The sequence below is a fragment of the Geodermatophilus sp. URMC 65 genome, from assembly GCF_053502545.1.
In genome coordinates this window covers 146498-170179 of the sequence record NZ_CP199954.1, presented here as the reverse complement: position 1 = coordinate 170179, position 23682 = coordinate 146498, and the positions used below count along the sequence as shown (strand labels likewise).

Sequence of the window (23682 nt, the reverse complement as noted above, 5' to 3'; positions counted from 1 at the left end):
GACCCAGACGACTCCCCAGGTGGGGTCGCGAGCGGCCCCTCCCCGTCTAGCATGGGGAAGGTCACCCGACTGACCTCTGAGCAGGAGTCGCCATGGGCCCCGACGCCGCCACCAACGTGGCTGCCGCGCGGCCCGACGCGCCGGCCCGGCCGGCAGGGGATCCGGCGCCGGCCCTGCCGGCAGGCGACGCGGCGCCGGCCCCTCCGGCCGGGAGCGGGACGACCGACAACGGTGACCGGCCGCCGCTGCCGAGCCGCCCGGCGGTCCGTCGTCCGGACGACGTGGGCACCGAGCCCCCCGGCGAGCACGACACCCACGGTGGCGTACCGCGGCGCCGGGTCCGCGACCGGCTGGCCCGCCGCATCGTCGCCGGCCAGCGCAGCGGGCTGGTCCGCCCGGTGCTGGAGCCACTGGCCGCGCTGCACCGGCAGAGCCACCCCAAGGCCGACCTGGCGCTGCTGCAGCGGGCCTACGACGTCGCCGAGGCCGCGCACGCCACGCAGAAGCGCAAGAGCGGCGACCCCTACATCACCCACCCGTTGGCCGTGGCCACGATCCTGGCCGGGCTGGGCATGGACACCACGACGCTGGTGGCCGCGCTGCTGCACGACACCGTCGAGGACACCGGGCAGACCGTGGAGTCGATCACCGAGGCGTTCGGCCCGGAGGTCGCGCACCTGGTCGACGGCGTCACCAAGATCGACCGGGTCAAGCTCGGCGACGCCGCGCAGGCCGAGACGATTCGCAAGATGATCGTGGCGATGGCCCGCGACCCCCGGGTGCTGGTCATAAAGCTCGCCGACCGGCTGCACAACATGCGCACGCTGCGCTTCCTCCCGCCGGAGAAGCAGGAGAAGAAGGCGCGGGAGACGCTGGAGATCCTCGCCCCGCTGGCCCACCGGCTGGGCATGAACACCATCAAGTGGGAGCTCGAGGACCTCGCCTTCGCGACCCTCTACCCGAAGCGCTACGACGAGATCGTGCGGCTGGTCGCCGAGCGCGCGCCGTCCCGCGACACCTACCTGGCCGAGGTCACCGCCGCCGTCACCGACCAGCTCAAGGCCGCGGGCATCGAGGCCGTCGTCACCGGCCGGCCCAAGCACTACTACTCGATCTACCAGAAGATGATCGTCCGCGGCCGCGACTTCACCGACATCTGGGACCTGGTGGGCATCCGGATCCTGGTCGACTCGGTGCGCGACTGCTACGCGGCGCTGGGCATCATGCACGCGCACTGGCAGCCTGTGCCCGGCCGGTTCAAGGACTTCGTCGCGATGCCGAAGTTCAACATGTACCAGTCGCTGCACACGACGGTCATCGGGCCGCAGGGCAAGCCGGTCGAGCTGCAGATCCGCACGCACGACATGCACCGCACCGCCGAGTACGGCATCGCCGCGCACTGGAAGTACAAGGAGAAGGCGAAGTCCGGCGGCCGCTCGGGGCCGGGCGAGGGCCGGGGCGGTAAGACCGGGTCGCCCGACGACATGCTGTGGCTGCGCCAGCTGCTCGACTGGCAGCGGGAGGCGCAGGAGCCCGGCGAGTTCCTGGAGACGCTGCGCTACGACCTCGGCCCCCAGGAGGTCTTCGTCTTCACGCCCAAGGGCGACGTGGTCAGCCTGCCGGGCAACGCCACCCCGGTGGACTTCGCCTACGCGGTGCACACCGAGGTGGGCCACCGCTGCATCGGCGCCCGGGTCAACGGCGCGCTGGTCTCCCTCGACAGCAAGCTCAACAACGGCGACGTCGTCGAGATCTTCACCTCCAAGTCGCCCACCGCCGGTCCCTCGCAGGACTGGCTGGCCTTCGTCGGCTCGTCCCGCGCCCGCACCAAGATCCGGCAGTGGTTCACCAAGGAGCGCCGCGAGGACGCCGTCGAGGCGGGCAAGGAGGCCCTGACCCGGGCGATGCGCAAGGCGGGTCTGCCGCTGCAGCGGCTGCTCGGCGGCGACGCGCTGGGCACCCTGGCCAAGGACCTCCGCTACGCCGACGTCACCGCGCTCTACGCCGCGGTGGGCGAGCACCAGATCTCCGCGTCGTCGATCGTGGAGAAGCTGATCGCCGCGCTGGGCGGCACCGAGGGCGCGGTCGAGGACATCGCCGAGACGACCATCCCGATGCGCCGCCCGGTGCACCGCCGGGCCTCCGGCGGCGACCCGGGCATCGTCGTCCACGGCATGACCGACGTGTGGGCCAAGCTCGCCAAGTGCTGCACCCCGGTGCCCGGTGACGACATCCTCGGCTTCGTGACCCGCGGCGGCGGGGTGAGCGTGCACCGCACCGACTGCACCAACGCCGCCGACCTCCAGCGCAAACCCGAACGTCTGGTCGAGGTCGAGTGGGCCTCGCAGCCCGGGTCGGTGTTCCTGGTGGCCATCCAGGTCGAGGCGCTCGACCGGCACCGGCTGCTCTCCGACGTCACCAAGGCGCTGGCCGACGAGCGGGTGAACATCCTGTCGGCGTCGGTGCAGACCAGCCGCGACCGCGTCGCCGTCAGCCGGTTCACCTTCGAGCTGGCCGACCCGGCGCACCTGGGCGCGGTGCTGCAGACCGTGCGCAACGTGGAAGGCGTCTTCGACGTGGAGCGCATCACCGCTTGAAGGAGGACCCCCTGCCCCCCGCCACTCGCGAGCTCGCGGCGGGACCCTGCAGGGGGCCTGCGATGGGTGGGGAGGACGGGGTTCGTCTCGTGGCCGCGGCCCGCGGCCTCGCCGCCGACCTGCTCGCACCGGAGGCCGCCGCGGTCGAGGCCGCCGGTTCCGTGCCCCGCACGCACCTCGACCGGCTCGCCGACGCCGGTCTCCACGGCCTGACGGGGCCGGTGGACGCCGGGGGAGCGGACGCCGACCCGGCCACGGTGGCGGCGGTCGTCGAGGAGCTCGCCGCCGGCGACCTGGCGACGACGTTCGTGTGGTTGCAGCACCTGGGTGTGGTCGCCCGGCTGGCGGCCGCCGGGCCGGCGGAGCTGCGCGCCGCCTTCCTCGGCGACCTCTGCGCCGGGCGGCGGCGCGCCGGCATCGCGCTGCAGGCGGCGCTGAGGCCGGGCCCACCGGCGATCCGCGCCCGGCGGGACGGCGCGGAGCTGGTGCTCGACGGCGCCGTCCCGTGGGTCACCGGCTGGGGGCTGGTCGACCTGGTGCTCGTGGCCGCGCGGGACGGCGACGACGTCCTGTTCGTGCTGGCCGACGCGCGGGACGGCCCGACGCTGACCGCCACCCCGCAGCCGATGGTCGCCGTGGCCGCCAGCCGCACCGTCGAGCTGCGGCTCACCGGGCACCGCGTCCCCGCCGGGCGGCTCGTGCACACCGCGCCGCTGGCCGACCTGCTCGCCGGGGACGCCGCGGGGCTGCGGATCAACGGATCGCTGGCCCTCGGTCTGGCGCTGCGCTGCACCCGGCTGATCGGCCCGTCACCGCTGGACGACGAGCTGGCCGCCGTCCGCACCGGGCTGGACACCGCCGGGCCGGCCGGGCTGCCGGCTGCGCGGGCCGCCGCGGCGGCGTTCGCGCACCGGGCGGCCGGGGCGCTGGTGGCCGCCACCGGCAGCTCCGCCGTCCGCACCGGCTCGGTCGCCGAGCGGACGGCGCGGGAGGCGGCGTTCCTGCTGGTGTTCGGTTCGCGGCCGGCGATCAGGTCGGAGCTGCTGGCCCGGCTGGGCGCGGCGCGGGACTGACGCCCGTCAGCCGGCCGCCAGCCGGGTGGCGGTCACCGCGTACAGCGGGTCGCCGACGCCCGGAGGCGTGCGGAGCTCGACGCGCGGCTCGTCGAACAGGCCCGTCCGGCGGACCAGCTCGGCGACCACCCGGCCGTGCTGGTCGTCGTCGGTGGCCAGCCAGCCGCGGACGGCCTTGGTGGGGAAGCAGCGGTTGGAGAAGGTGACCGCCAGCGGCCCGCCCGGGCGCAGCACGCGCCCGACGTCGATGAGGACCTCGATCGGCCGGGTCAGGTAGTCGATCGACACGCAGCACACGGCGGCGTCGACGTCGGCGTCGGGCAGCGGCACCCGGGGGTCGGCGTTGAGGTCGTGCACCAGCCGCTGCGTGGCCGCCGGGTTGGCCGCCAGCTCCTCGGCGTTCATGCCGAGCACCACCAGGTCCGCCGGCGGCGTGCGGAAGTGCGACACCCACGAGGACATGAGGTCCAGCACCCGCCGCGGGGCGGGCGCGGAGCCGTCGATGCCGAGCTCGGCGTAGAGCTCGCCCACCGCGGCGATCGCAGCGTCGTCGATGTGCGTGACCAGCCGCGGCGGGCCGTAGAACACGGCGTCGTCCCGACCGTCGGCGCGCTGGAAGAAGCCCGGCGGGAAGCCCGCGTAGGGGTCGGGCGCGGCCGGGCCCATCAGGCGACGGTGACCGACTCGATGGTCACCGGCACGGTGGGCGCTCCGCCCCCGGGGCTGGGGTCCAGCGAGCCGTCGTTGCCGTTGGCCGCCACCTCGTCGAGCACCGCCAGGCCGGCCTCGTCGACGGTGCCCACGACGGTGTAGGCCGGCGGCAGCTGGCTGTCGTCCCACACGAGGAAGAACTGGCTGCCGTCGACGCCCTGGCCGCTGTTGGCCATCGCGACCGTGCCGCGCGGATAGGTCTCCGCACCGGTCACCTCGGTCGGCGAGGTGTAGGTCGGCCCACCGGCGCCGGTGCCGGTCGGGTCGCCGCACTGCAGCACCCGCAGGCCCTCGCTGTCGACCTCGCGGTGGCACGGGGTGTCGTCGAAGAAGCCCTGCTCGGTCAGGTGCACCAGGCTGGCGGCCGCGCACGGCGTCGCCGTCCGGTCGAGGGTGAGGGTCAGCTCGCCCAGGTTGGTCCGCACCAGCAGGTCGGTGGTGCCGGACGCGGGGACGACCTCGTCGGGCGGGGCCACCTCGGTCAGGTAGGGGTTGGCCGAGGAGCCCTCGCCCCACTCGCAGCTCACGGTGCCCGACGCCGCCGTGCCACCGTCCCCCGCGCCGGGGGCGCCCTCGCCCTGCTCGCCCTCGGCGGTGGGACCGCCGCAGGCGGACAGGGTCAGCAGCGCGCCGGCGAGGCCGGCCGCCGCGCGCAGCCGCCGGCTCACGCGGCGACCGTCAGCGACTGGATCCGGACCTCCTGGGTCGGCGCACCGTCGCCGGGCCCGTTGCTGCCGTCGTTGCCGTTGGCGGCGATGGCGTCGAGGGTGGCCAGCCCGGCCTCGTCGATGGTGCCGAGCACCGTGTAGTCCGGCGGCAGCTGGCTGTCCCCGTGGACGAGGAAGAACTGGCTGCCGTCGAAGCCCTGGCCGCTGTTGGCCATCGCCACCGTGCCACGCGGGTAGGTCTCGTCGCCGGCGACCTGGGTCGGGAACTCGTAGGCCGGGCCACCGGCGCCGGTGCCGCTCGGGTCACCGCACTGCAGGACCTTCAGGCCCTCGGAGTCGGTCTCGCGGTGGCAGACCGTGTCGTCGAAGTAGCCCTGGCCGGCCAGGTACACCATGCTCGCCACCGCGCAGGGGGCGTTGGCGTTGTCCAGCGTCAGGCCGATCGGGCCGACGTTCGTGGTGATGTCCACCTCGGTGGTGCCGGTCGGCGTGACCTCGACCGGCGGGGTACCGGTGTCGGCCTGCAGGTTCGGGTTGGCCGTGGGATCGGCCGGCGTCCAGTCGCAGGTGCCGTCGCTGCCGTCGACCACGCCGGGGGTCGGGGCGGCCGGGCTGGTGGCGGTGGGCTCCGCGGCCGCGGTGTCGGTGTCGTCCCCGCCGGTGCCGGTGAGCAGCAGGACGACGCCGACGACGAGCACCACGGCGGCGGTGGTGACCCCGATCAGCACGTTGCGGCGACGCTTCCTGGCCAGCTCGGCGCGGCGCTCGAGTTGGCGCTGCAGCCGCCGCTGGGCGGCTTGGCGTCGCTGCTTGTTGCTCGGCACGGGTGGTACTCCTCGAGACGGACGGCTGCGGGGGGACGTCCGGGTGCGCCCGCACCCCGCTGGTCGAAGCCCCGAGTCTAGGTGTCGAGCCCGGCCGTTCCCTGGCGGCGGAGAGGCCCGGAGCGCCGCGGAGGCCCCGCGTAACCTGCACGGGTGCTCATCCGCTCGTTCCCGGCCGGCGCGTTCGGCACCAACTGCTACGCCGTCGCCCCCGGGCCCCGGCAGGAGTGCGTGGTGGTCGACCCCGGCATGGACGCCGTCGAGCCCCTCGCCCGGATGCTGGCCGACGACGGCCTCAAGCCGGTCGCCGTCGTGCTGACCCACGGCCACCTCGACCACACCTTCTCGGTGCTCCCGGTCTGCGACGGCTACGACATCCCCGCCTACCTGCACCCGGCCGACAACGGCATGCTCTCCGACCCCGCCCGCTGGCACGGCCCGCAGCTGGCCCCGCTGATCACCGGCGTCCGCCTGCCCGACCCCGCCGACGTGAAGCCCCTGGACGACGGTGCGGTGCTGTCGCTGGCCGGCGTCGAGCTGACGGTGCGGCACGCCCCCGGGCACACGCGGGGGTCGGTCGTCCTCTCCCTCGACCTCGGCGAGGCCCCCGGGATGCTGGCCGGTGACGTGCTCTTCGCCGGCTCCGTCGGCCGGGTCGACCTGCCCGGCGGGTCGTGGGAGGACATGCTGCGCTCGCTGCAGGACGTCGTCCTGCCGCTGGACGACGAGACGGTGGTGCTGCCCGGGCACGGCCCGGCCACCACGATCGGCCGGGAGCGGGCGACGAACCCCTACCTGGCCCAGGCCGCGAGCGCTCCGAAGGGGCGCGGGCTGTGAGAGCGACGGGCGAGGGAGCATCGCAGGGAGCGCCGGCGACCGAGGAGCGGATCGAGTCCGGAGCCGAACGGGGGGCATGGTGAGTGGGCTGACCGCGCCGAAGGGCACCTTCGACGTCCTCCCGCCGGAGTCCGAGCGCTTCCTCGCCGTCCGCGAGACGCTGACCGCGCCGCTGCGCCGCGCCGGGTACGGCTACGTCGAGACGCCGGTGTTCGAGGAGACCGCCGTCTTCTCCCGCGGGGTGGGCGAGTCCACCGACGTCGTGACGAAGGAGATGTACACCTTCGACGACCGCGGCGGCCGCTCCCTGACCCTGCGCCCGGAGCTCACCGCCGGGCTGATGCGGGCCTTCATCGAGCACCGGCTGCACACCGGCGCCCTGCCGGTGAAGCTGTGGACGGTCGGCTCGGCGTTCCGCTACGAGCGCCCGCAGGCCGGCCGCTACCGGCACTTCACCCAGGTCGACATGGAGGCGCTCGGCGTCGACGACCCGGCCCTGGACGCCGAGGTGGTGGCGCTGGGGGTGCAGGGCTTCCGCGACCTCGGGCTCACCGACTTCGAGCTGCTGCTGACCTCGCTGGGCGACTCGACCTGCCGGCCGCAGTACCGCGAGCAGCTCGTCGCCTACCTGGAGAAGCTCGACCTCGACGAGGAGACCCGGCGGCGCGCGGCGATCAACCCGCTGCGGGTGCTCGACGACAAGCGGCCCGAGGTGCAGGCCCAGCTGGACGACGCGCCGCTGATGGTCGACCACCTCTCGGACTCGACCAGGGCGCACTACGACGCCGTCCGCCAGCACCTGACCGACCTCGGTGTGACCTGGACCGAGGCACCGCGGCTGGTGCGCGGGCTGGACTACTACACGAAGACGACGTTCGAGTTCGTGCACCACGGCCTGGGCGCGCAGTCGGCCATCGGCGGGGGCGGGCGCTACGACGGGCTCTCGGCGGCCCTCGGCGGCCCCGACGTCTCGGGCATCGGCTACGCCGTCGGCGTCGACCGGACGCTGCTGGCGGTGCAGGCGGAGGGGCTCGACGTCGGCGTGGCGACCGGCGTGCAGGCCTTCGTCGTCCCGCTGGGCGAGGAGGCCAAGCGACTGGCCGTGCGCCTGGTCGGGCAGCTGCGCCAGGCCGGCGTCTCGGCCGACACCGTCTACGGCGGGCGCGGGCTCAAGGGGGCGATGAAGGCCGCGGACCGGTCGGGCGCCTCGCACGTCGTCGTCATCGGCGAGCGCGACCTGGCCGAGGGCGTCGGTCAGCTGAAGGACATGCGCACCGGCGAGCAGCACCCCGTCCCGGTGGGCGAGCTGTTCGAGCGGGTGCGTGCGAGCGTGGAGGCATGAGCGTGCTGGAGAGGACGCCCGAGCGGGCATCGCTGCGTGCTGGGGGCACCGCCCGCTTGCGGGGGACAGCGACCGAGGAGCGGAACGAGGGCGGAGTCGACCGATGAGCATGGAGCAGCGGCCGCTGGGCCGGACGGGAGCCGACGTCAGCGTCGTCGGCCTGGGCACGTGGCAGCTCGGCGGTGACTGGGGGGACGTCGACGACGACAGCGCGGCCGACGTCCTCGACGCCGCGCTCGACGCCGGGGTCACCCTGCTCGACACCGCCGACGTGTACGGCGACGGCCGCTCCGAGGAGCGCATCCGCCGCGCGCTGGTGGCCCGTTCGGAGCGGCCGTTCGTGGCGACCAAGGCCGGCCGCCGCGCCGATCCGTTCGAGGCCGCGCAGTACACACCGGAGAACCTGCGGGCCTGGATCGACCGGTCCCGGCGCAACCTCGGCGTGGACACCCTGGACCTGGTGCAGCTGCACTGCCCGCCGACGGCGGTCTACTCCGACCAGCGGGTCTACGACGCGCTCGACTCCTTCGTCGAGGACGGCGCGATCGCCGCCTACGGCGTCTCGGTGGAGACCGTCGCCGAGGGGCTGACCGCGCTCGAGCACCCGGGCGTGGCCTCCATCCAGGTGATCCTCAACGTCTTCCGGCGCAAGCCGCTCGAGGAGCTGCTGCCGGCGGCTGCCCAGGCCGGCGTCGGGATCCTGGCCCGGGTGCCGCTGGCCAGCGGGCTGCTGACCGGCAAGTACGACGAGTCGACGACGTTCGCGTCCGACGACCACCGGAACTTCAACCGCCACGGTGAGGCCTTCGACGTCGGCGAGACCTTCGCCGGCGTGCCGTTCGAGGTGGGCGTGGCGGCCGCTCGCGAGGTGGCCGCCATCGCCGGCGACGCCCCGACGGGGGCCTTCGCGCTGCGCTGGGTCATCGACCAGCCCGGCGTCACCACCGTCATCCCCGGCGCGCGGACCGTCGAGCAGGTCCGCGGCAACGTCGCGGCGGCCGCGCTGCCGTCGCTCACCGATGCCCAGCTCTCCGACCTCGAGCGCGTCTACGACGAGCGCATCCGCGCGCACGTCCACGACCGCTGGTGAGCCCACACCCCGCTGCGCCATCTCCCGCCCACCACCCCGAGAGGCAACCCCCGTGCTGCGCACCCACGACGCCGGAACGCTGCGCGCGTCCGACGCCGGTTCCACCGTCACCCTCGCCGGCTGGGTCGCCCGCCGCCGCGACCACGGCGGTGTCGTCTTCGTCGACCTGCGCGACGCCTCGGGCTACGTCCAGGTCGTCGTCCGCGAGGAGGAGGCACACGCCCTCCGCAACGAGTTCTGCGTGCTGGCCACCGGCGAGGTGCGCCGCCGCCCGGAGGGCAACGAGAACCCGGAGCTGCCGACCGGCGAGATCGAGGTGGCCGCGGCCGAGCTGCGGGTGCTCTCGTCGTCGGCGCCGCTGCCGTTCCCGATCGAGACCGACCAGGCCGCCTCGGACGACGTCCGCTACAGGTACCGCTACCTCGACCTGCGCCGGCAGAGCCCGGCGCAGGCCATCCGGCTGCGGTCCGAGGTCAGCCGCGTCGCCCGCGAGGTGATGACCCGGCACGGGTTCGTCGAGGTGGAGACGCCGACGCTCACCCGGTCCACGCCCGAGGGCGCGCGGGACTTCCTCGTGCCGGTCCGGCTGCAGCCGGGCAAGTGGTACGCGCTGCCGCAGTCCCCGCAGCTGTTCAAGCAGCTGCTCATGATCGGCGGGCTGGAGCGCTACTACCAGATCGCCCGCTGCTTCCGGGACGAGGACTTCCGCGCCGACCGGCAGCCGGAGTTCACCCAGCTCGACTTCGAGATGAGCTTCGTCGAGCGGGACGACGTCCTGGCCGTCGTCGAGGACGTCGTCCGGGCGCTGTGGCGGGAGCTGGCGTCGTACGACGTGCCGGAGATCCCGCGGATGACCTACCGCGAGGCGATGGACCGCTTCGGCTCGGACAAGCCCGACCTGCGGTTCGGCATCGAGCTCACCGAGCTGACGGAGTACTTCGCGCAGACGCCGTTCCGGGTGTTCCAGGCCCCCTACGTCGGCGCGATCGTGATGCCGGGCGGCGGCTCGCAGCCACGCCGGGCCTTCGACGCGTGGCAGGACTGGGCGAAGTCGCGCGGGCACCGCGGCCTGGCGTACGTGACGGTCGGGGAGGACGGCACCCTCGGCGGCCCGGTCGCGAAGAACATCTCCGACACCGAGCGCGAGGGCCTTATCGCCGTCGTCGGCGCGCAGGCCGGGGACTGCGTGTTCTTCGCCGCCGGCCCACGCCGGCAGGCCCAGGAACTGCTCGGCGCCGCGCGCAACGAGATCGCCCGACGGCTGGAGCTGATCGAACCGGGCTCGTGGTCGTTCCTGTTCGTCGTCGACTTCCCGATGTTCGAGGAGACCGAGGACGGCTCCTGGACGTTCACGCACCACCCCTTCACCTCGCCGACACCCGACTGGCGGGACCGGTTCGCCGACGACAAGGGCGCTGCCCTGTCGGATGCCTACGACCTGGTCTGCAACGGCAACGAGCTGGCCAGCGGCTCGGTCCGCATCCACGACGCCGCACTGCAGGAGCGGGTGTTCGAGACCCTCGGGATGTCCCAGGGGGAGGCGCGCGAGCGGTTCGGTTTCTTCCTGGAGGCGTTCTCCTACGGCCCGCCGCCGCACGCGGGTGCGGCCATCGGCTGGGACCGCACCTGCGCCCTGCTCGCCGGGGTGGACTCCATCCGCGAGGTCATCGCCTTCCCCAAGACCGGCGCCGGGTACGACCCGCTGACCGGTGCGCCGACGCCGATCACCGAGGCGCAGCGCAAGGAGGCCGGCATCGACGCCCAGCCCGAGGAGCCCGCCCTCCCCGGCGAGCCGGGTGCCCCGGGGCCCTCCGACCCGACGAAGTGAGGTCTCGCCACCTCGCGCGCGAGTGAGCAGTTGCAGTCCCCCACGCGGAGTGTCGTCGCGTGTCGGCGACCGCAACTGCTCACTCGACTCACCAGACCGCCCCGCGACTGCGCAGCGCGCGGGTCGCCCGGTCGACGATGACCTCCGGCCGGCGGAGGTGGTCGGCGCCGTATCTGATCGTGAGCCACCCGTCGGCCGCCATCAGCGAGTAGCGGTCGAGGTCCCTACCGAACTGCCAGTGGTCCGCGCGCTGCCGTCCCTCGTACTCGACAGCTACCCGCCACTCCGGCCAGCCGAGGTCGCTGTGCGCGACCACCTGGCCGGACTGGTTCTCGACCTCCACCTGAGGTCGAGGGTGAGGGAGGCCGGCCTGGATGAGCACGCAGCGGACCACGCTCTCGGGCCGCGACATCGCCAGCGGGCTAGCAGCGGCGCCCACTCCCGCGTCCGGACGACGCCGCGCACGCCGTCCGCCCGGGTGAGGCGCCCGGCCGGCGAACTCTCGTCGGGGTGCCCGGCCCGGTACAGGGCATCGCCGACCGCGACCAGCTCGGGTGGTGGCAGGACGGCCGCGAGGTCGAGCCACGTCTGTGGGCCGCTGGTGACCGGGAGACCGCGGTGACCGGTTGCGTCCTCGGCCAGCAGGTCGCGCACGTGCACCCGGGGTCGGCGGCGGCGTGGTCGGTGGGTGTCCGGCGGCACGCTGACCTCGTGCGGTCAGCCGTGCGGTAGGGGCGCGCCGAGCAGCGCCGCAGCCGTCCGGTGTGACACGAGGGCGCCGGCGGGCAGGAGCGGCAGGACGGCCGCGCACGCGGCGTGCAGGGACAGCGGGACGGCCCGGGAGACGTAGGCGCCACGGCTGACCCGCACGACGTCGTCCCGTCGCTGTGCGCGGGTCAGCCCGGCGTCCCGGGCGTCCTGCCAGGTGTAGGTGGGTCCCAGTTCGGAGTCGGCCACGCCGGGACCGTCGCGGTGGCAGCAGTCGATGACGACGCCTGCACCGGATCGGTGGACGGCCGAGCCGGCTGTGGACGGCGCCCGAATGAGCAGTCGAGGTCGCTGACGGCGGCGTGTCCGCGCGTGTCGACGACCGCAACTGCTCACTCGAGAGGGCGTGCGACGACGTGTCGGGACGGCTCAGGCCCCGTCGAGGCGGGCGAGCTGCTCGGGGGTCAGCTGCAGGTCCGCGGCCGCGGCGGAGTCCTGGATGGAGGCCGGTCGCGACGCCCCGGGGATCGGGACGACGACCTCGGACTGGGCCAGGTGCCAGGCCAGCGTCACCCGGTACACCGACACGCCCAGCTCCTCGGCGACCTCCGCGAACGCCGGCGCGGTGGACTGCAGCGAGCCGGCCGCGGACACCCCGCCGAAGGGGCTCCACGGGATGAAGGCCAGCCCGTGCGCCTCGCAGTGGGCCAGCTCGTCGGCGGAGAACCGCCAGCCGGGGGAGAACTGGTTCTGCACGCTGGCCAGCGCCGGACCCACTATCGAGCGGGCTACGTCGATCTGCGCGATGTCGGCGTTGGAGACGCCGGCCATGCGCACCAGCCCGTCGTCGACCAGCTGCCGGAGCCCGCCCATCGACTCCTCCCACGGCGTGTCCGGGTCCGGCCGGTGGAACTGGTAGAGGCCGATGGCGTCGACGCCCAGCCGGCGCAGCGAGTCCTCGCAGGCGCGGCGCAGGTACGCCGGCGACCCGTCGAGCTCCCAGTCGGTGCCGCGCCGGGTGTGCCCGCCCTTGGTGGCGACGAGCACCGACGAGGTGTCGCCGCCGTAGGAGGCCAGCGCCTCGGCCACGAGGGACTCGTTGTGGCCGAACTCCGACTCGTCCGCGGCGTAGGCGTCGGCGGTGTCGATCAGCGTCACGCCGGCGTCCAGCGCGGCGTGCACCGTGGCGACCGCGTCGTCGCGGGAGGGCCGGTCGGTCCTGGTGGACAGGGGCATCGCCCCGAGCCCGATGGCACTGACGGTCTGGTCTCCGATGCGTCGCTGCTGCACGGGGGCTGTCGTGCCCCGCGGGTAGCGTTCTCACCCGTGAGTTCGCTGTTCGACGAGCCGGCGCCGGAGGTCTCCGGCGTCGACCCGGGCGCCCCGCTCGCCGTCCGCATGCGGCCGCGGTCGCTGGACGAGGTCGTCGGCCAGTCCCACCTGCTCGGCCCGCGCGCGCCGCTGCGCCGGCTGGTCGAGGCCGACGAGCCGATGTCGCTGGTCCTCTACGGCCCGCCGGGCACCGGCAAGACGACGCTCGCGCACGTCATCTCGCTGGCCACCAAGCGGCAGTTCGTGCAGTTGTCGGCCCTCGACGCCGGGGTCAAGGAGGTCCGCGCGGTCATCGCGAGCGCCAAGCGCGAGCTGACCTACGCCGGCCGGCGCACCGTGCTGTTCATCGACGAGGTGCACCGGTTCTCCAAGACCCAGCAGGACAGCCTGCTGTCGGCGGTCGAGGACCGGATCGTCAGCCTCATCGCCGCCACCACCGAGAACCCGTTCTTCTCGGTGGTCAGCCCGCTGCTGTCGCGCAGCCTGGTGCTGGCCCTGCAGCCGCTGTCGGACGACGACGTCCGCAGGCTGCTGCACCGCGCCCTCACCAGCGACCGCGGGCTCGACGGCGCGGTGACGTTGAGCGTGGAGGCCGAGGAGCACCTGGTCCGCATCGCCGGCGGCGACGGGCGCAAGGCGCTCACCGCGCTGGAGTCCGGCGCCGGCGCGGCCCAGGCGGCCGGGCTCGCCGAGATCGACCTCGCCACCCTGGAGACGGCGGTGGCGCAGGCCGCGGTGCGCTACGACCGGCAGGGCGACCAGCACTACGACGTCGCCAGCGCGCTGATCAAGTCCATCCGCGGCAGCGACGTCGACGCGGCGCTGCACTACCTGGCGCGCATGGTCGAGGCGGGGGAGGACCCGCGCTTCATCGCCCGCCGGCTGGTCATCTCCGCCAGCGAGGACATCGGCATGGCCGACCCGACGGCGCTGCAGATCGCCGTCGCCGCCGCCGACGCCGTGGCCTTCATCGGCATGCCGGAGGGCCACTTCCCGCTGGCGCAGGCCGTCGTCCACCTGGCCACGGCGCCCAAGTCGAACGCGGTGACCGTGGCGATGGGCGAGTCCGTCGCCGACGTGCGCGCGGGGCTGGCGGGGCCGGTGCCGCCGGGGCTGCGCGACGCGCACTACGCGGGCGCGAAGAAGCTCGGCCACGGGGGGACCTACGTCTACCCCCACGCCCACCCCGACGGCGTGGTGCCGCAGCAGTACCCGCCGGACGCCCTGGTGGGGAAGGACTACTACCGGCCCACGAACCGCGGTGCCGAGGCGACGATCGGCGCGCGGCTGGCCAAGCTGCGCGCCATCGTCAGGCGACAGCCCCGGGAGCATCGCAGCGAGGAACGAGCGAGGAGCGGACCGGGGCGCGGAGCCTGACCGAGGGCATCGTCAGGCGCGGCCGCTGAGCGACCGGCGGGGCACGGACGGGCACGAGGACCCCCGACTACTGTGACCACGCCGGGCCGACGCCCGCCGGCGGCGCCGGTGGAGCCAGCCCGGACGCCGAGCAACCACACCGCCGAGAAGCGCCGAAGAACCAGGAGGACCGGGTGTCCGCAGGAGAGTGGGCCGGACTGATCGCAGCGCTGGCGCTGGTGCTGCTGGTGGTGCTGCTCGCCGTCCCGATCCTCAAGCTGGGTCGCACGCTGGACGAGGCGACGTTGACCATCCGGCAGGCGCGGGAGCAGAGCGGCCCGATCCTGAGCCAGGCGTCGACGACGGTCGCCCACGTCAACAGCAACCTCGAGCGGGTCGACGACATCACCGGCAACGCGGCCAACGTCTCGAGCAACGTCGCCGCCCTCAGCAGCGTCGTGGCCGCCACCCTGGGCAGCCCGCTGATCAAGGTGGCGGCGTTCAGCTACGGCGTGCGCAGCGCCGCCCGCAAGAAGCGCGAGGGCCAGGCGATCGCCGACGCGGCCGCTCGTGACAAGGCCGAGCGCCGCGCGCGCCGCGTCGCCCGGCGGGCCGCCTGATGCGCCGGCTGTTCTGGCTCGCCATGGGCATCACCATCGGCGCCCTGGTCGTCCGCAAGGTCTCCCGCGCGGCCGAGCGGATGACGCCGGCCGGCATCGGCGCCTCGGTGGCCGAGGGCCTGCGCGACCTGGCCGACGCCATCGGCGACTTCGGTGCCGACGTGCGCGCGGCGATGGCCGAGCGGGAGCAGGAGCTGCGGGCCGGCACCGGCCTGGACGCGCCGCTGCCCGAGGCCGGTCAGGCCCAGCTGCCCGGCCGGCACGCCACCGACCGCTGAGCCACCTCCCCGCGGGACGCCGCACCCCGGCCGACCGCGCCTCCCACACCGAGTAGGACATGCAGACCGCCGAGATCCGCCGCCGTTTCCTGGAGCACTTCGCCAGCCGCGGGCACACCGTCGTGCCCAGTGCCTCGCTGGTCTCCCCGGACCCGTCCCTGTTGTTCACCGTGGCCGGAATGGTGCCGTTCATCCCGTACCTGACCGGCCGGGAGCCGGCGCCCTACCCGCGGGCGACCAGCGTGCAGAAGTGCGTGCGCACCCTCGACATCGAGGAGGTGGGCAAGACCACCCGCCACGGCACGTTCTTCCAGATGAACGGCAACTTCTCCTTCGGTGACTACTTCAAGGAGGGGGCGATCCAGCACGCCTGGGACCTCGTCACCGGCTCGGTGGACGACGGCGGGCTCGGGTTCGACCCGGAGCGGATCTGGGTCACCGTCTACCTGGACGACGACGAGGCTGCCGAGGCGTGGCACCGGATCGCGGGTCTGCCGGTCGAGCGGATCCAGCGGCTGGGCAAGAAGGACAACTACTGGCACACCGGCCAGCCCGGCCCGGGCGGCCCGTGCAGCGAGATCTACTTCGACCGGGGCCCGCAGTTCGGCCCCGACGGCGGCCCGCTGGTCGACACGGCCGGTGACCGGTTCCTGGAGATCTGGAACCTCGTCTTCATGCAGTACGAGCTCACCGACGTCCGGAGCAAGGAGGACTTCCGGATCGTCGGCGAGCTGCCCAGGAAGAACATCGACACCGGCATGGGCCTGGAGCGGGTGGCCTACCTGCTGCAGGGCGTCGACAACCTCTACGAGATCGACGAGGTCGCCCCGGTGCTGCACCGCGCCGCCGAGCTGGCCGGCGTGACGTACGGCCGCGATCACGACGACGACGTGCAGCTGCGGGTCGTGGCCGACCACGTGCGCAGCGGCCTGATGCTCATCGGCGACGGCGTCACGCCGGGCAACGAGGGCCGGGGCTACATCCTGCGTCGGCTGCTGCGCCGGGCGATCAGCTCGATGAAGCGGCTCGGCGTCGACGAGGCCAGCCTGCCCGAGCTGCTGCCGGTGTCGAAGGACGCCATGAACGCCAGCTACCCCGAGCTCGAGGCCGACTTCGCCCGCATCTCGAGCGTCGCCTACGCCGAGGAGGAGGCGTTCCGGCGCACCCTCACCCAGGGGACGACGCTGTTCGACACCGCCGTCCGGCAGGCGAAGGAGTCCGGCACACCGCGCCTGACCGGCGAGCAGGCGTTCTCCCTGCACGACACCTACGGGTTCCCGATCGACGTCACCCTCGAGATGGCCGCCGAGCAGGGCGTGACCGTCGACGAGGCCGGCTTCCGCGCGCTCATGCAGCAGCAGCGCGACCGGGCCCGCGCCGACGCCCGCGCCAAGAAGACCGGCTCGGTCGACGTCCTGGCCTACCGCCGGCTGCTGGCCGAGCACGGCCCCACGGAGTGGCGGGCCTACGACACACTGCGCACCGACTCCCGCGTGCTGGGCCTGGTTCCCGAGCTCGCCGTCGAGGAGGAGGCGTCGAGGACCCCCGCCGGGCCGGGCGAGATCACCCGCGTGGTGCTCGACCGCACGCCGTTCTACGCCGAGTCCGGCGGCCAGGTCGCCGACGCCGGCGTCCTGACCTGGGACGGCGGGCGCGCCGAGGTGCTCGACGTGCAGCGCCCGGTCAAGGGCCTGGTCGCCCACCAGGTGAGGGTGCTCGAGGGCGAGCTCCGTGAGGGTACCGAGCTGACCGCCGAGGTCGACCGCGAGTGGCGGCTGTCGGCCTGCCAGGCGCACTCGGGCACCCACGTGGTGCACGCCGCGCTGCGCCAGGTGCTCGGCCCGCAGGCGCTGCAGTCGGGCTCCTACAACCGCCCGGGTTACCTGCGGCTGGACTTCGCCTGGCAGGGCGCGCTCACGCAGCAGCAGCGCCACGACATCGAGGACGTCGCCAACGCCGCCGTCCGGGCCGACCACCGGGTGAGGGCCAGCTACATGACGCTGCCCGAGGCCCAGGCCATCGGTGCGCTGGCGCTGTTCGGCGAGACCTACGGTGAGCAGGTCCGCGTCGTGGAGATCGGCGGCCCGTGGTCGCGGGAGCTGTGCGGTGGCACCCACGTGCAGGGCAGCGCCCAGATCGGCACGCTGGCCCTGACCGGCGAGTCGTCGGTCGGTTCCGGTTCCCGCCGGGTGGAGGCCGTCGTGGGACTGGAGGGGTTCCGCTACCTGGCTCGCGAGCGGGACCTGGTGCGCCAGCTCGGCGAGCTGCTCAAGACGCCGGGCGACGCCGTCCTGGAGCGGGTCAGCGGCATGCTCGCCCGGCTGCGCGACGTGGACAAGGAGCTCGCCGAGCTGCGCGCCCAGCAGACCCTGGCCGCGGCCGGGGAGCTGGCGGCCGGCGCGCGCGACGTCCACGGGGTGTCGCTGGTCACCGGCGCGCCGGGCGGACTGGGCGGCGGGGACCTGCGCACACTGGCCCTCGACGTCCGGGGTCGGCTGCCCGCCGACCGCCCGGGTGTCGTCTTGCTCGCCTCCGAGTCGGGGGGCAAGGTGGGGCTCGTAGCGGCCGTCAATCCCGCCGCCGTCGAGCGCGGGCTGTCGGCGGGAGACGTGCTGGGCGCGGCAGCCGCTTCGGTGGGTGGCCGCGGTGGCGGCAACAAGCCGGACATCGCCCAGGGGGGCGGTACCGACCCCGCGGGCATCCCAGCGGCCCTGCAGGCCGGCGAACAGGCGGTCGCGACCGCCGCAGGGAGGTGAGCGGAGTGCCCAGTCAGCACCCCGACCAGACCGGTCCGGCGGGCGAGCGCCCGATGCACGGGCGGCCCGCCGTCCCCCCGTCGCGGCCGCGCGCCACCCCGCCCGCCCGGCCGCAGGAGCCGGTGCACCACGCGACCGAGCAGATCGACCTGCGCGCCGGCTTCCCGCCGGTGCGGCACGAGACCGCGCAGATCGACCTCTCCGGCGGGCTGCCCGGCGGCCTGCCCATCCCGCCGCGGCCACGGCGGCAGGGCCGCCGGCTGGGCATCGACGTCGGCAGCGTGCGCGTCGGCGTGGCGATCTCCGACCCCACCGGCACGCTGGCCAGCCCGCTGGAGACGGTGCAGCGGGCGCGGGACGAGTCCGACCTCGACCGCATCGCCGCGCTCGTCGCGGAACACGAGGTGACAGAGGTGATCGTGGGGGAGCCGAGGCACCTCTCGGGTGCGTCGGGCGCGTCGGCGAAGGAGGCGCGTGCCTACTCTCGGGCACTCGCCGGGCGCATCGGCTCCGTGCCCGTGCACCTCGTCGACGAAAGGCTCTCCACCGTGACCGCAGCCAGCTCCCTCCGGGCGAACGGTCTCGACAGCCGTCGCCAGCGTCCGGTGATCGACCAGGCCGCGGCCGTGGTCATCCTCCAGGCCTATCTGGACGCGCAGCGGGAGCGCTCGTGAGCGGCCCGACCCCGCCGGGGCGGCGGGGTCGGCACGCCTCTCCCGAACCGCCGAGCGGCGTGCCCGCGTCGGCCTGGCTGGCGTCGATGCCCAGCCGGCCGCCGGTCGGGGACGAGCTCCGCCACCCCGGCCCCGCTCCGCGCCGCCGCCGGGCCGACGACGACCGCAGCACCGGCCCGCTGCCCGGCCCGGTCGCGCACGCCGGCGACCAGCAGCGCCCGCGGCCTCCGCACCCCTCCGAGCCGCTGCCCGACCTGCCGCCGATGCCCGTGGGCGCCTGGTCCCGGCTCTCCCGCCGTCCCGACGGCGCCGCCGACGACGCCACGGTCGGGCTCGGTGCCGTCCCCGCCGTCCCCGGCGCGGACGCCGACGACACCGCGGTGCACCCCGCCGACCCCTCCGAGTGGGACGACGCGGACTCCACCGGCGGGCTGGAGGTGCTCGGCGCCTCCGGTACCTACGACGTTGGCCGCCGGCGCCGCGGCCGGCGCGCGGAGCGCGAGCACCACGCCGACGAGTACCACGCCGACGAGCCGCCCGGCGGCGGGCGTGGCTCCGGCCGCTCGCGTCGCCGACGCAGCCCGCTGGCCGTCGTCCTGTCCCTGCTGGTCCTCGTCGGCCTCGTGGGCGGCATCTTCTACGGCGGCAAGGCGCTGATCGGCCTGGTCAACCCGGGCGGTGAGGACTACACCGGGCAGGGCAGCGGCACCGTCGACGTGCGCGTCTCCTCCGGCGACACCCTCAGCGACATCGCCCGCACCTTGGTGGCCGAGGGCGTCATCGCCTCGCCCGGCCCCTTCGTCGACGCCGCCGAGACCGAGCCCGCCGCCACGGGCATCCAGCCCGGCGTCTACGCGCTGCGCTCGCAGATGAGCGGCGCGGCCGCACTGGACCTGCTCCTGGACCCGGCCTCCCGGATGGTCTCCCGGGTCACGATCCCCGAGGGCTTCACCGTGCAGGCGATCCTCGACCGGATGGCCGAGACCACCGGGAGGCCGATCGCCGAGCTCGAGGCCGCGGTCGCCGACCCGGCCGCACTGGGCCTCCCGGCGTACGCCGGCGGCCGGCTGGAGGGCTACCTCTTCCCGGCCACCTACGAGTTCGAGCCCGACGACACCCCGGCCGACATGCTGCGCCAGATGGTCGGCGAGTTCACCGCGACCGCCGAGCGGCTGCAGCTCGAGCAGCGCGCCGCGGTGGCCGGGCGGACGCCCGCCGAGATCGTCACCGTGGCCTCGATGGTGCAGTCGGAGACCCGGCTGGACGAGGAGCGGGCCGACGTCGCCCAGGTCGTCTACAACCGGCTCGGCCAGGGCATCCCGCTGGGCATCGACGCCGCCCTGGCCTATGGGCTCGGCAAGAACGGCAACGACCTGACCGTCACTGATCTGCAGACCGACAGCCCGTACAACACCCGCACCCGGGCCGGGCTGCCGCCGACGCCGATCAGCTCCCCTGGTGAGGCCAGCCTCGAGGCGGCGCTCGCGCCGAGCACCGGGGACTTCCTGTACTACGTGCTGGAGAACGCCGACGGCGGCCACTTCTTCACCGCCGACTACGCGGAGTTCCAGGCGGCGCGGGCACGGTGCGCCGCCGCGGGCCTCGGGTGCGGTGGCTGACGGGGCCGCTCCGGGGTCCAGGAGGGCGGCCGTCCTCGGCCGCCCGGTGGGGCACTCGCTGTCCCCGCTGCTGCACCGGGCCGCCTACGCGGCGCTGGGCCTCGACGACTGGACCTACGACGCCCTGGACGTCGGCGCGGAGGACCTGCCGGTGCTGCTGGCCGGGCTCGGCGAGGAGTGGCGCGGCTTCTCGGTGACGATGCCGTGCAAGCAGGCTGCGGCCGACGTCGCCGACGTGGTGGAGCCGCTGCCGCGCCTGCTGCACGCGGCCAACACGCTGGTGCGCACCGAGGCGGGCTGGCGGGCGGAGAACACCGACGTCCTCGGCGTCGGTACCACGCTGCAGCAGGCCGGGGTCACCTCGGTCGACCGCGCCGCGATCGTCGGTGCCGGGGGGACCGCGGCGGCCGCGGCGGTGGCGCTGGCCTCGCTGGGCGCCACGCACGTCGACGTCGTCGTCCGCGAGCCCGGCCGCGCCGGGGACCTGCTGCGGGTGCTCGACACCCTCGACGTCCCGACGACGGTGGTCTCGCTGGCCACGGCCGTCGTCGACGCCGAGGTCGTGGTCAGCACCGTGCCGGTCGGCGGCCAGCCGGCGGTCGCGCGGCTGCCCTGGACGGCGGAGCAGACCGTCCTCGACGTCCTCTACGATCCCTGGCCGACGCCGCTGGCGACCGCGGTCACCGAGGTCGGCGGCACCGTCGTCGGCGGCCTCGAGGTGCTGTTCTGGCAGGCCACCGCCCAGGTGGAGCTGATGACGGGGCAGCCGGCACCGCTGGTGGCGATGCGCGGCGCGCTCGACGCCGCCGTCGGCTCCCGCTGACCGGCGTGCCCGCCGCGGACCTCCCGCTCGGCGCGATCGCCGCCCTGGCCCTCGCCGGCGGGCTGGCCCTGGGGCCGTGGCTGGCCCGGGTGTCGGTCCGGCTGGGCCGGCGGGACGACGCGGTGCCGGCCGGGCCGCTGCGCACCGCGCTGACCGTCGTCCTCGTCGCACTGGCGCTGGCCGGCGCGTTGCTGGCCGCCGGGGTGCGGCCGGGGACCGTGGCGCTGGCCTGGGCCGGGGTGGCCGGGGTGGTGCTCGCGCAGGTCGACCTCGCCGTCCACCGGCTGCCGGACCGGGTGACCGTCCCGGCGTACGCGGCGGTGGCCACGGCGCTGCTGGTCGACGCCGTCGCGCTCGGCACCTGGGCGGCGCTGCTGCGCGCCGGACTGGCCGGTGCAGCCGCGTTCGGGCTGGCCGCCTGCGCCACCGTCCTCTCCCCCCGGGGGCTCGGCTTCGGCGACGTCAAGCTGCTCGGCCTGCTCGGCCTGGTGCTGGGTTGGGTGGGCTGGGGGGCGCTGCTGGCCGGGGTGTTCCTCGGCCTGGTCGCCGGCGCCGCGGCGTCGGTGACCCTGGTCGCCACCGGGCGAGCCGGCTGGCGCACCGCGCTGCCGTTCGGCCCGCCGCTGCTGGTGGGCGCCGTGCTGGCTCTGGCCCTGCAGGGTCAGACCCTGCCTTGAGGGAGGAAGGACCCCTCCTCGGGGCCCGCCCCGAGCCTGGTGACGTGCTGGAACGGCCCCCTTCCAGGGCCCCCACCCCGAGCTCGCGGAGGGTGGGGAGGAAGGGGGTCCTCCTACTGGCACAATCGCGGTCATGTTGCGCTGGCTGACCGCCGGTGAGTCGCACGGCCAGCAGCTCACCGCCATCCTCGAGGGCCTGCCCGCCGGCGTCCAGGTCACGACGCCGGACCTGGACCTCGACCTCGCCCGCCGCCGCCTCGGCCACGGCCGCGGCGCCCGGATGTCCTTCGAGCAGGACGTCGTCTCGCTGACCGGCGGGATCCGGCACGGGCTGACTCAGGGCGGGCCGATCGCCGTCCAGGTGGGCAACACCGAGTGGCCCAAGTGGCAGACGGTCATGTCCGCCGACCCGGTCGACCCCGAGGTGCTCGCCGGCCAGGCCCGCAACGCGCCGCTCACCCGTCCGCGGCCGGGTCACGCCGACCTGGCCGGCATGCAGAAGTACGGCTTCGACGACGCCCGGCCGGTGCTCGAGCGGGCCAGCGCGCGCGAGACCGCGGCCCGGGTCGCCCTGGGCGCGATCGCGCGGGCCTTCCTGCGCCAGGCCCTCGACGTCGAGGTGGTCAGTCACGTGGTCGGCATCGGCCCGGTCGTCGTCCCCGACGGCGTGGTGCCCGGTCCCCACGAGAACCCCCGCGTCGACGAGGACCCGGTGCGCTGCGCCGACCCGGGGACCAGCGCGCTGATGGTCGCCGAGGTCGACGACGCCCGGAAGAACGGCGACACCCTCGGCGGGGTCGTCGAGGTGGTCGTGCACGGCCTGCCGCCGGGCCTGGGCAGCCACGTGCATTGGGACCGCCGGCTGGACTCCCGGCTGGCCGCCGCGCTCATGGGCGTGCAGTCGGTCAAGGCCGTCGAGGTCGGCGACGGGCTGGAGACCGCCCGCCGCCGCGGCTCGGTGGCCCACGACGAGATCGTGCTGGCCCCCGGTGCGGACGGCGGGGCCCACATCCAGCGGCTGTCGGACCGCGCCGGCGGCATCGAGGGCGGCATGACCAACGGCGAGGTGCTGCGGGTGCGCGCCGCGATGAAGCCGATCTCGACGGTGCCGCGGGCACTGGCCACCGTCGACGTCGCCACCGGGGAGCCGGCCGTGGCCATCAACCAGCGCAGCGACGCCTGTGCGGTGCCCCGCGGCGCCGTCGTGATGGAGGCGATGGTGGCGCTGGTGCTGGCCGACGCCGCGCTGGAGAAGTTCGGCGGTGACTCGCTGACCGAGACCCGCCGGAACGCGCGCGCCTACCTCGACGCGCTGACGATCCGATGAGCTCCGCGCGCCGTCCGCTGCTGGTCCTGGTCGGGCCGCCGTCCTCGGGCAAGACCACCGTCGGCACCGCGCTGGCCGGTCGGTTCGGGATCTCTTTCCGCGACACCGACGCCGACGTCGAGGCCGGCACCGGCCAGCGGGTCGCCGACCTGTTCGTCGACCTCGGCGAGCCGCACTTCCGCGCGCTGGAGGAGCAGGCCGTCGCGGTCGCGCTCGAGGAGCACGACGGGATCCTGGCCCTCGGTGGCGGCGCGGTGCTGAGCGCGGTCACGCGCGAGCGGCTGACCGGCTACACCCGCGCCGGCGGCACCGTCGTCTGGCTCGACGTCGACCTGGCCTCGGCCGCCCAGCGGGTGGGGCTGGGCCGCAGCCGCCCGGTGCTCGGCCTCAACCCGCGGGCCACGCTGCGCACCCTGCTCGCCGCGCGGGCGCCGCTGTACGCCGAGGTGGCCACCGTCACCGTGACCACCGGCGGCCGCGCGCCCGGTGAGGTCGTCGACGAGGTGGCCGCGGCCCTCCCCGCGAGAGCGAACCGATGACTC

22 protein-coding genes are annotated in these 23682 nt (G+C 74.8%); 16 read left to right on the top strand and 6 right to left on the bottom strand.

Annotated features, from left to right (window positions below):
• Nucleotides 1-92: 92 nt before the first annotated feature.
• Both ACWIX7_RS00785 and ACWIX7_RS00780 read left to right on the top strand, forming a co-directional pair.
• Complete coding sequence (locus tag ACWIX7_RS00785; RefSeq protein WP_448619726.1) at nucleotides 93-2597, top strand: RelA/SpoT family protein; 2505 nt, start codon at nucleotides 93-95, stop codon at nucleotides 2595-2597.
• 89 nt (nucleotides 2598-2686) lie between these two features.
• A complete protein-coding gene (locus ACWIX7_RS00780) occupies nucleotides 2687-3670 on the top strand; it encodes an acyl-CoA dehydrogenase family protein (RefSeq protein ID WP_448619725.1) in 984 nt (327 codons plus the stop codon).
• A gap of 6 nt (nucleotides 3671-3676) precedes the next feature.
• Here the strand turns inward: ACWIX7_RS00780 and ACWIX7_RS00775 are convergent, their stop codons facing one another.
• From ACWIX7_RS00775 to ACWIX7_RS00765, 3 genes are read right to left on the bottom strand one after another with little or no spacing between them, the layout of a single operon-like run.
• Nucleotides 3677-4336, bottom strand: a complete 660-nt coding sequence (locus ACWIX7_RS00775; RefSeq protein ID WP_448619724.1) for a methyltransferase domain-containing protein — start codon at nucleotides 4334-4336, stop codon at nucleotides 3677-3679.
• Complete coding sequence (locus ACWIX7_RS00770; protein ID WP_448619723.1) at nucleotides 4336-5049, bottom strand: peptidylprolyl isomerase; 714 nt, start codon at nucleotides 5047-5049, stop codon at nucleotides 4336-4338. The genes ACWIX7_RS00775 and ACWIX7_RS00770 overlap by 1 nt, the downstream gene beginning before the upstream one ends.
• Nucleotides 5046-5873 carry a peptidylprolyl isomerase gene (locus ACWIX7_RS00765; protein ID WP_448619722.1) on the bottom strand — a complete coding sequence of 276 codons (828 nt, stop codon included), beginning with the start codon at nucleotides 5871-5873 and terminating at the stop codon, nucleotides 5046-5048. Before ACWIX7_RS00765 ends, ACWIX7_RS00770 begins: the two co-directional genes overlap by 4 nt.
• Before the next feature lie 153 nt (nucleotides 5874-6026).
• Here ACWIX7_RS00765 and ACWIX7_RS00760 point away from each other — a divergent pair, with 153 nt between their 5' ends.
• The 4 genes from ACWIX7_RS00760 (at nucleotide 6027) to aspS (ending at nucleotide 10970) form a co-directional block, all read left to right on the top strand.
• Nucleotides 6027-6710, top strand: coding sequence for an MBL fold metallo-hydrolase (locus ACWIX7_RS00760; protein WP_448619721.1), 684 nt, complete (start codon nucleotides 6027-6029; stop codon nucleotides 6708-6710).
• A 76-nt stretch (nucleotides 6711-6786) separates the two neighbouring features.
• Complete coding sequence (gene hisS, locus ACWIX7_RS00755) at nucleotides 6787-8052, top strand: histidine--tRNA ligase (RefSeq protein WP_448619720.1); 1266 nt, start codon at nucleotides 6787-6789, stop codon at nucleotides 8050-8052.
• A gap of 103 nt (nucleotides 8053-8155) precedes the next feature.
• Entirely contained in the window at nucleotides 8156-9142 is a 987-nt protein-coding gene (locus ACWIX7_RS00750; RefSeq protein ID WP_448619719.1) for an aldo/keto reductase, read from the top strand.
• A 52-nt stretch (nucleotides 9143-9194) separates the two neighbouring features.
• Nucleotides 9195-10970, top strand: coding sequence for an aspartate--tRNA ligase (gene aspS, locus ACWIX7_RS00745; RefSeq protein ID WP_448619718.1), 1776 nt, complete (start codon nucleotides 9195-9197; stop codon nucleotides 10968-10970).
• 88 nt (nucleotides 10971-11058) lie between these two features.
• Here aspS and ACWIX7_RS00740 read toward each other — a convergent pair whose 3' ends face one another.
• The 3 genes from ACWIX7_RS00740 to ACWIX7_RS00730 all read right to left on the bottom strand — a co-directional run bounded on the left by ACWIX7_RS00740 (nucleotide 11059) and on the right by ACWIX7_RS00730 (nucleotide 12968).
• Nucleotides 11059-11313: a hypothetical protein gene (locus ACWIX7_RS00740; RefSeq protein WP_448619717.1), complete on the bottom strand. Its 255-nt coding sequence runs from the start codon at nucleotides 11311-11313 to the stop codon at nucleotides 11059-11061.
• Nucleotides 11314-11687: 374 nt separating this feature from the next.
• On the bottom strand, nucleotides 11688-11927 hold the full coding sequence (locus ACWIX7_RS00735) for a hypothetical protein (RefSeq protein WP_448619716.1): 240 nt from the start codon (nucleotides 11925-11927) through the stop codon (nucleotides 11688-11690).
• 180 nt (nucleotides 11928-12107) lie between these two features.
• Nucleotides 12108-12968, bottom strand: a complete 861-nt coding sequence (locus ACWIX7_RS00730) for an aldo/keto reductase (RefSeq protein WP_448619715.1) — start codon at nucleotides 12966-12968, stop codon at nucleotides 12108-12110.
• Between the two features lie 36 nt (nucleotides 12969-13004).
• On the opposite strand from ACWIX7_RS00730, the gene ACWIX7_RS00725 reads away from it, so the two are divergent.
• The 10 genes from ACWIX7_RS00725 to ACWIX7_RS00680 all read left to right on the top strand — a co-directional run bounded on the left by ACWIX7_RS00725 (nucleotide 13005) and on the right by ACWIX7_RS00680 (nucleotide 23679).
• On the top strand, nucleotides 13005-14387 hold the full coding sequence (locus ACWIX7_RS00725; RefSeq protein ID WP_448619714.1) for a replication-associated recombination protein A: 1383 nt from the start codon (nucleotides 13005-13007) through the stop codon (nucleotides 14385-14387).
• 173 nt (nucleotides 14388-14560) lie between these two features.
• Nucleotides 14561-14986, top strand: a complete 426-nt coding sequence (locus tag ACWIX7_RS00720) for a DUF948 domain-containing protein (protein ID WP_448619713.1) — start codon at nucleotides 14561-14563, stop codon at nucleotides 14984-14986.
• The gene (locus ACWIX7_RS00715; RefSeq protein WP_448619712.1) at nucleotides 14986-15264 is read left to right on the top strand and encodes a hypothetical protein; all 279 of its coding nucleotides are present in this window, start codon (nucleotides 14986-14988) and stop codon (nucleotides 15262-15264) included. The genes ACWIX7_RS00720 and ACWIX7_RS00715 overlap by 1 nt, the downstream gene beginning before the upstream one ends.
• Nucleotides 15265-15323: 59 nt before the next feature.
• Nucleotides 15324-18020, top strand: coding sequence for an alanine--tRNA ligase (alaS, locus tag ACWIX7_RS00710; protein ID WP_448619711.1), 2697 nt, complete (start codon nucleotides 15324-15326; stop codon nucleotides 18018-18020).
• 5 nt (nucleotides 18021-18025) lie between these two features.
• Nucleotides 18026-18694, top strand: coding sequence for a Holliday junction resolvase RuvX (gene ruvX, locus ACWIX7_RS00705; RefSeq protein WP_448619710.1), 669 nt, complete (start codon nucleotides 18026-18028; stop codon nucleotides 18692-18694).
• Nucleotides 18691-20313: an endolytic transglycosylase MltG gene (gene mltG, locus ACWIX7_RS00700; protein ID WP_448619709.1), complete on the top strand. Its 1623-nt coding sequence runs from the start codon at nucleotides 18691-18693 to the stop codon at nucleotides 20311-20313. Before ruvX ends, mltG begins: the two co-directional genes overlap by 4 nt.
• On the top strand, nucleotides 20306-21136 hold the full coding sequence (locus ACWIX7_RS00695; RefSeq protein WP_448619708.1) for a shikimate dehydrogenase: 831 nt from the start codon (nucleotides 20306-20308) through the stop codon (nucleotides 21134-21136). The genes mltG and ACWIX7_RS00695 overlap by 8 nt, the downstream gene beginning before the upstream one ends.
• A gap of 5 nt (nucleotides 21137-21141) precedes the next feature.
• Complete coding sequence (locus tag ACWIX7_RS00690) at nucleotides 21142-21813, top strand: prepilin peptidase (RefSeq protein WP_448619707.1); 672 nt, start codon at nucleotides 21142-21144, stop codon at nucleotides 21811-21813.
• 133 nt (nucleotides 21814-21946) lie between these two features.
• Nucleotides 21947-23140, top strand: coding sequence for a chorismate synthase (aroC, locus tag ACWIX7_RS00685; RefSeq protein ID WP_448619706.1), 1194 nt, complete (start codon nucleotides 21947-21949; stop codon nucleotides 23138-23140).
• A complete protein-coding gene (locus ACWIX7_RS00680) occupies nucleotides 23137-23679 on the top strand; it encodes a shikimate kinase (RefSeq protein ID WP_448619705.1) in 543 nt (180 codons plus the stop codon). Before aroC ends, ACWIX7_RS00680 begins: the two co-directional genes overlap by 4 nt.
• Nucleotides 23680-23682 lie beyond the last annotated feature (3 nt).

Excerpts from the sequence above, each read along its gene's own strand:
- hisS (WP_448619720.1), top strand. The coding sequence starts at position 6,787 with ATGGTGAGTGGGCTGACCGCGCCGAAGGGCACCTTCGACGTCCTCCCG.
- alaS (WP_448619711.1), top strand. The coding sequence starts at position 15,324 with ATGCAGACCGCCGAGATCCGCCGCCGTTTCCTGGAGCACTTCGCCAGC.
- ACWIX7_RS00785 (WP_448619726.1), top strand. The coding sequence starts at position 93 with ATGGGCCCCGACGCCGCCACCAACGTGGCTGCCGCGCGGCCCGACGCG.
- aroC (WP_448619706.1), top strand. The coding sequence starts at position 21,947 with ATGTTGCGCTGGCTGACCGCCGGTGAGTCGCACGGCCAGCAGCTCACC.
- ACWIX7_RS00775 (WP_448619724.1), bottom strand. The coding sequence starts at position 4,336 with ATGGGCCCGGCCGCGCCCGACCCCTACGCGGGCTTCCCGCCGGGCTTC.
- ACWIX7_RS00680 (WP_448619705.1), top strand. The coding sequence starts at position 23,137 with ATGAGCTCCGCGCGCCGTCCGCTGCTGGTCCTGGTCGGGCCGCCGTCC.
- ACWIX7_RS00715 (WP_448619712.1), top strand. The coding sequence starts at position 14,986 with ATGCGCCGGCTGTTCTGGCTCGCCATGGGCATCACCATCGGCGCCCTG.
- ACWIX7_RS00750 (WP_448619719.1), top strand. The coding sequence starts at position 8,156 with ATGAGCATGGAGCAGCGGCCGCTGGGCCGGACGGGAGCCGACGTCAGC.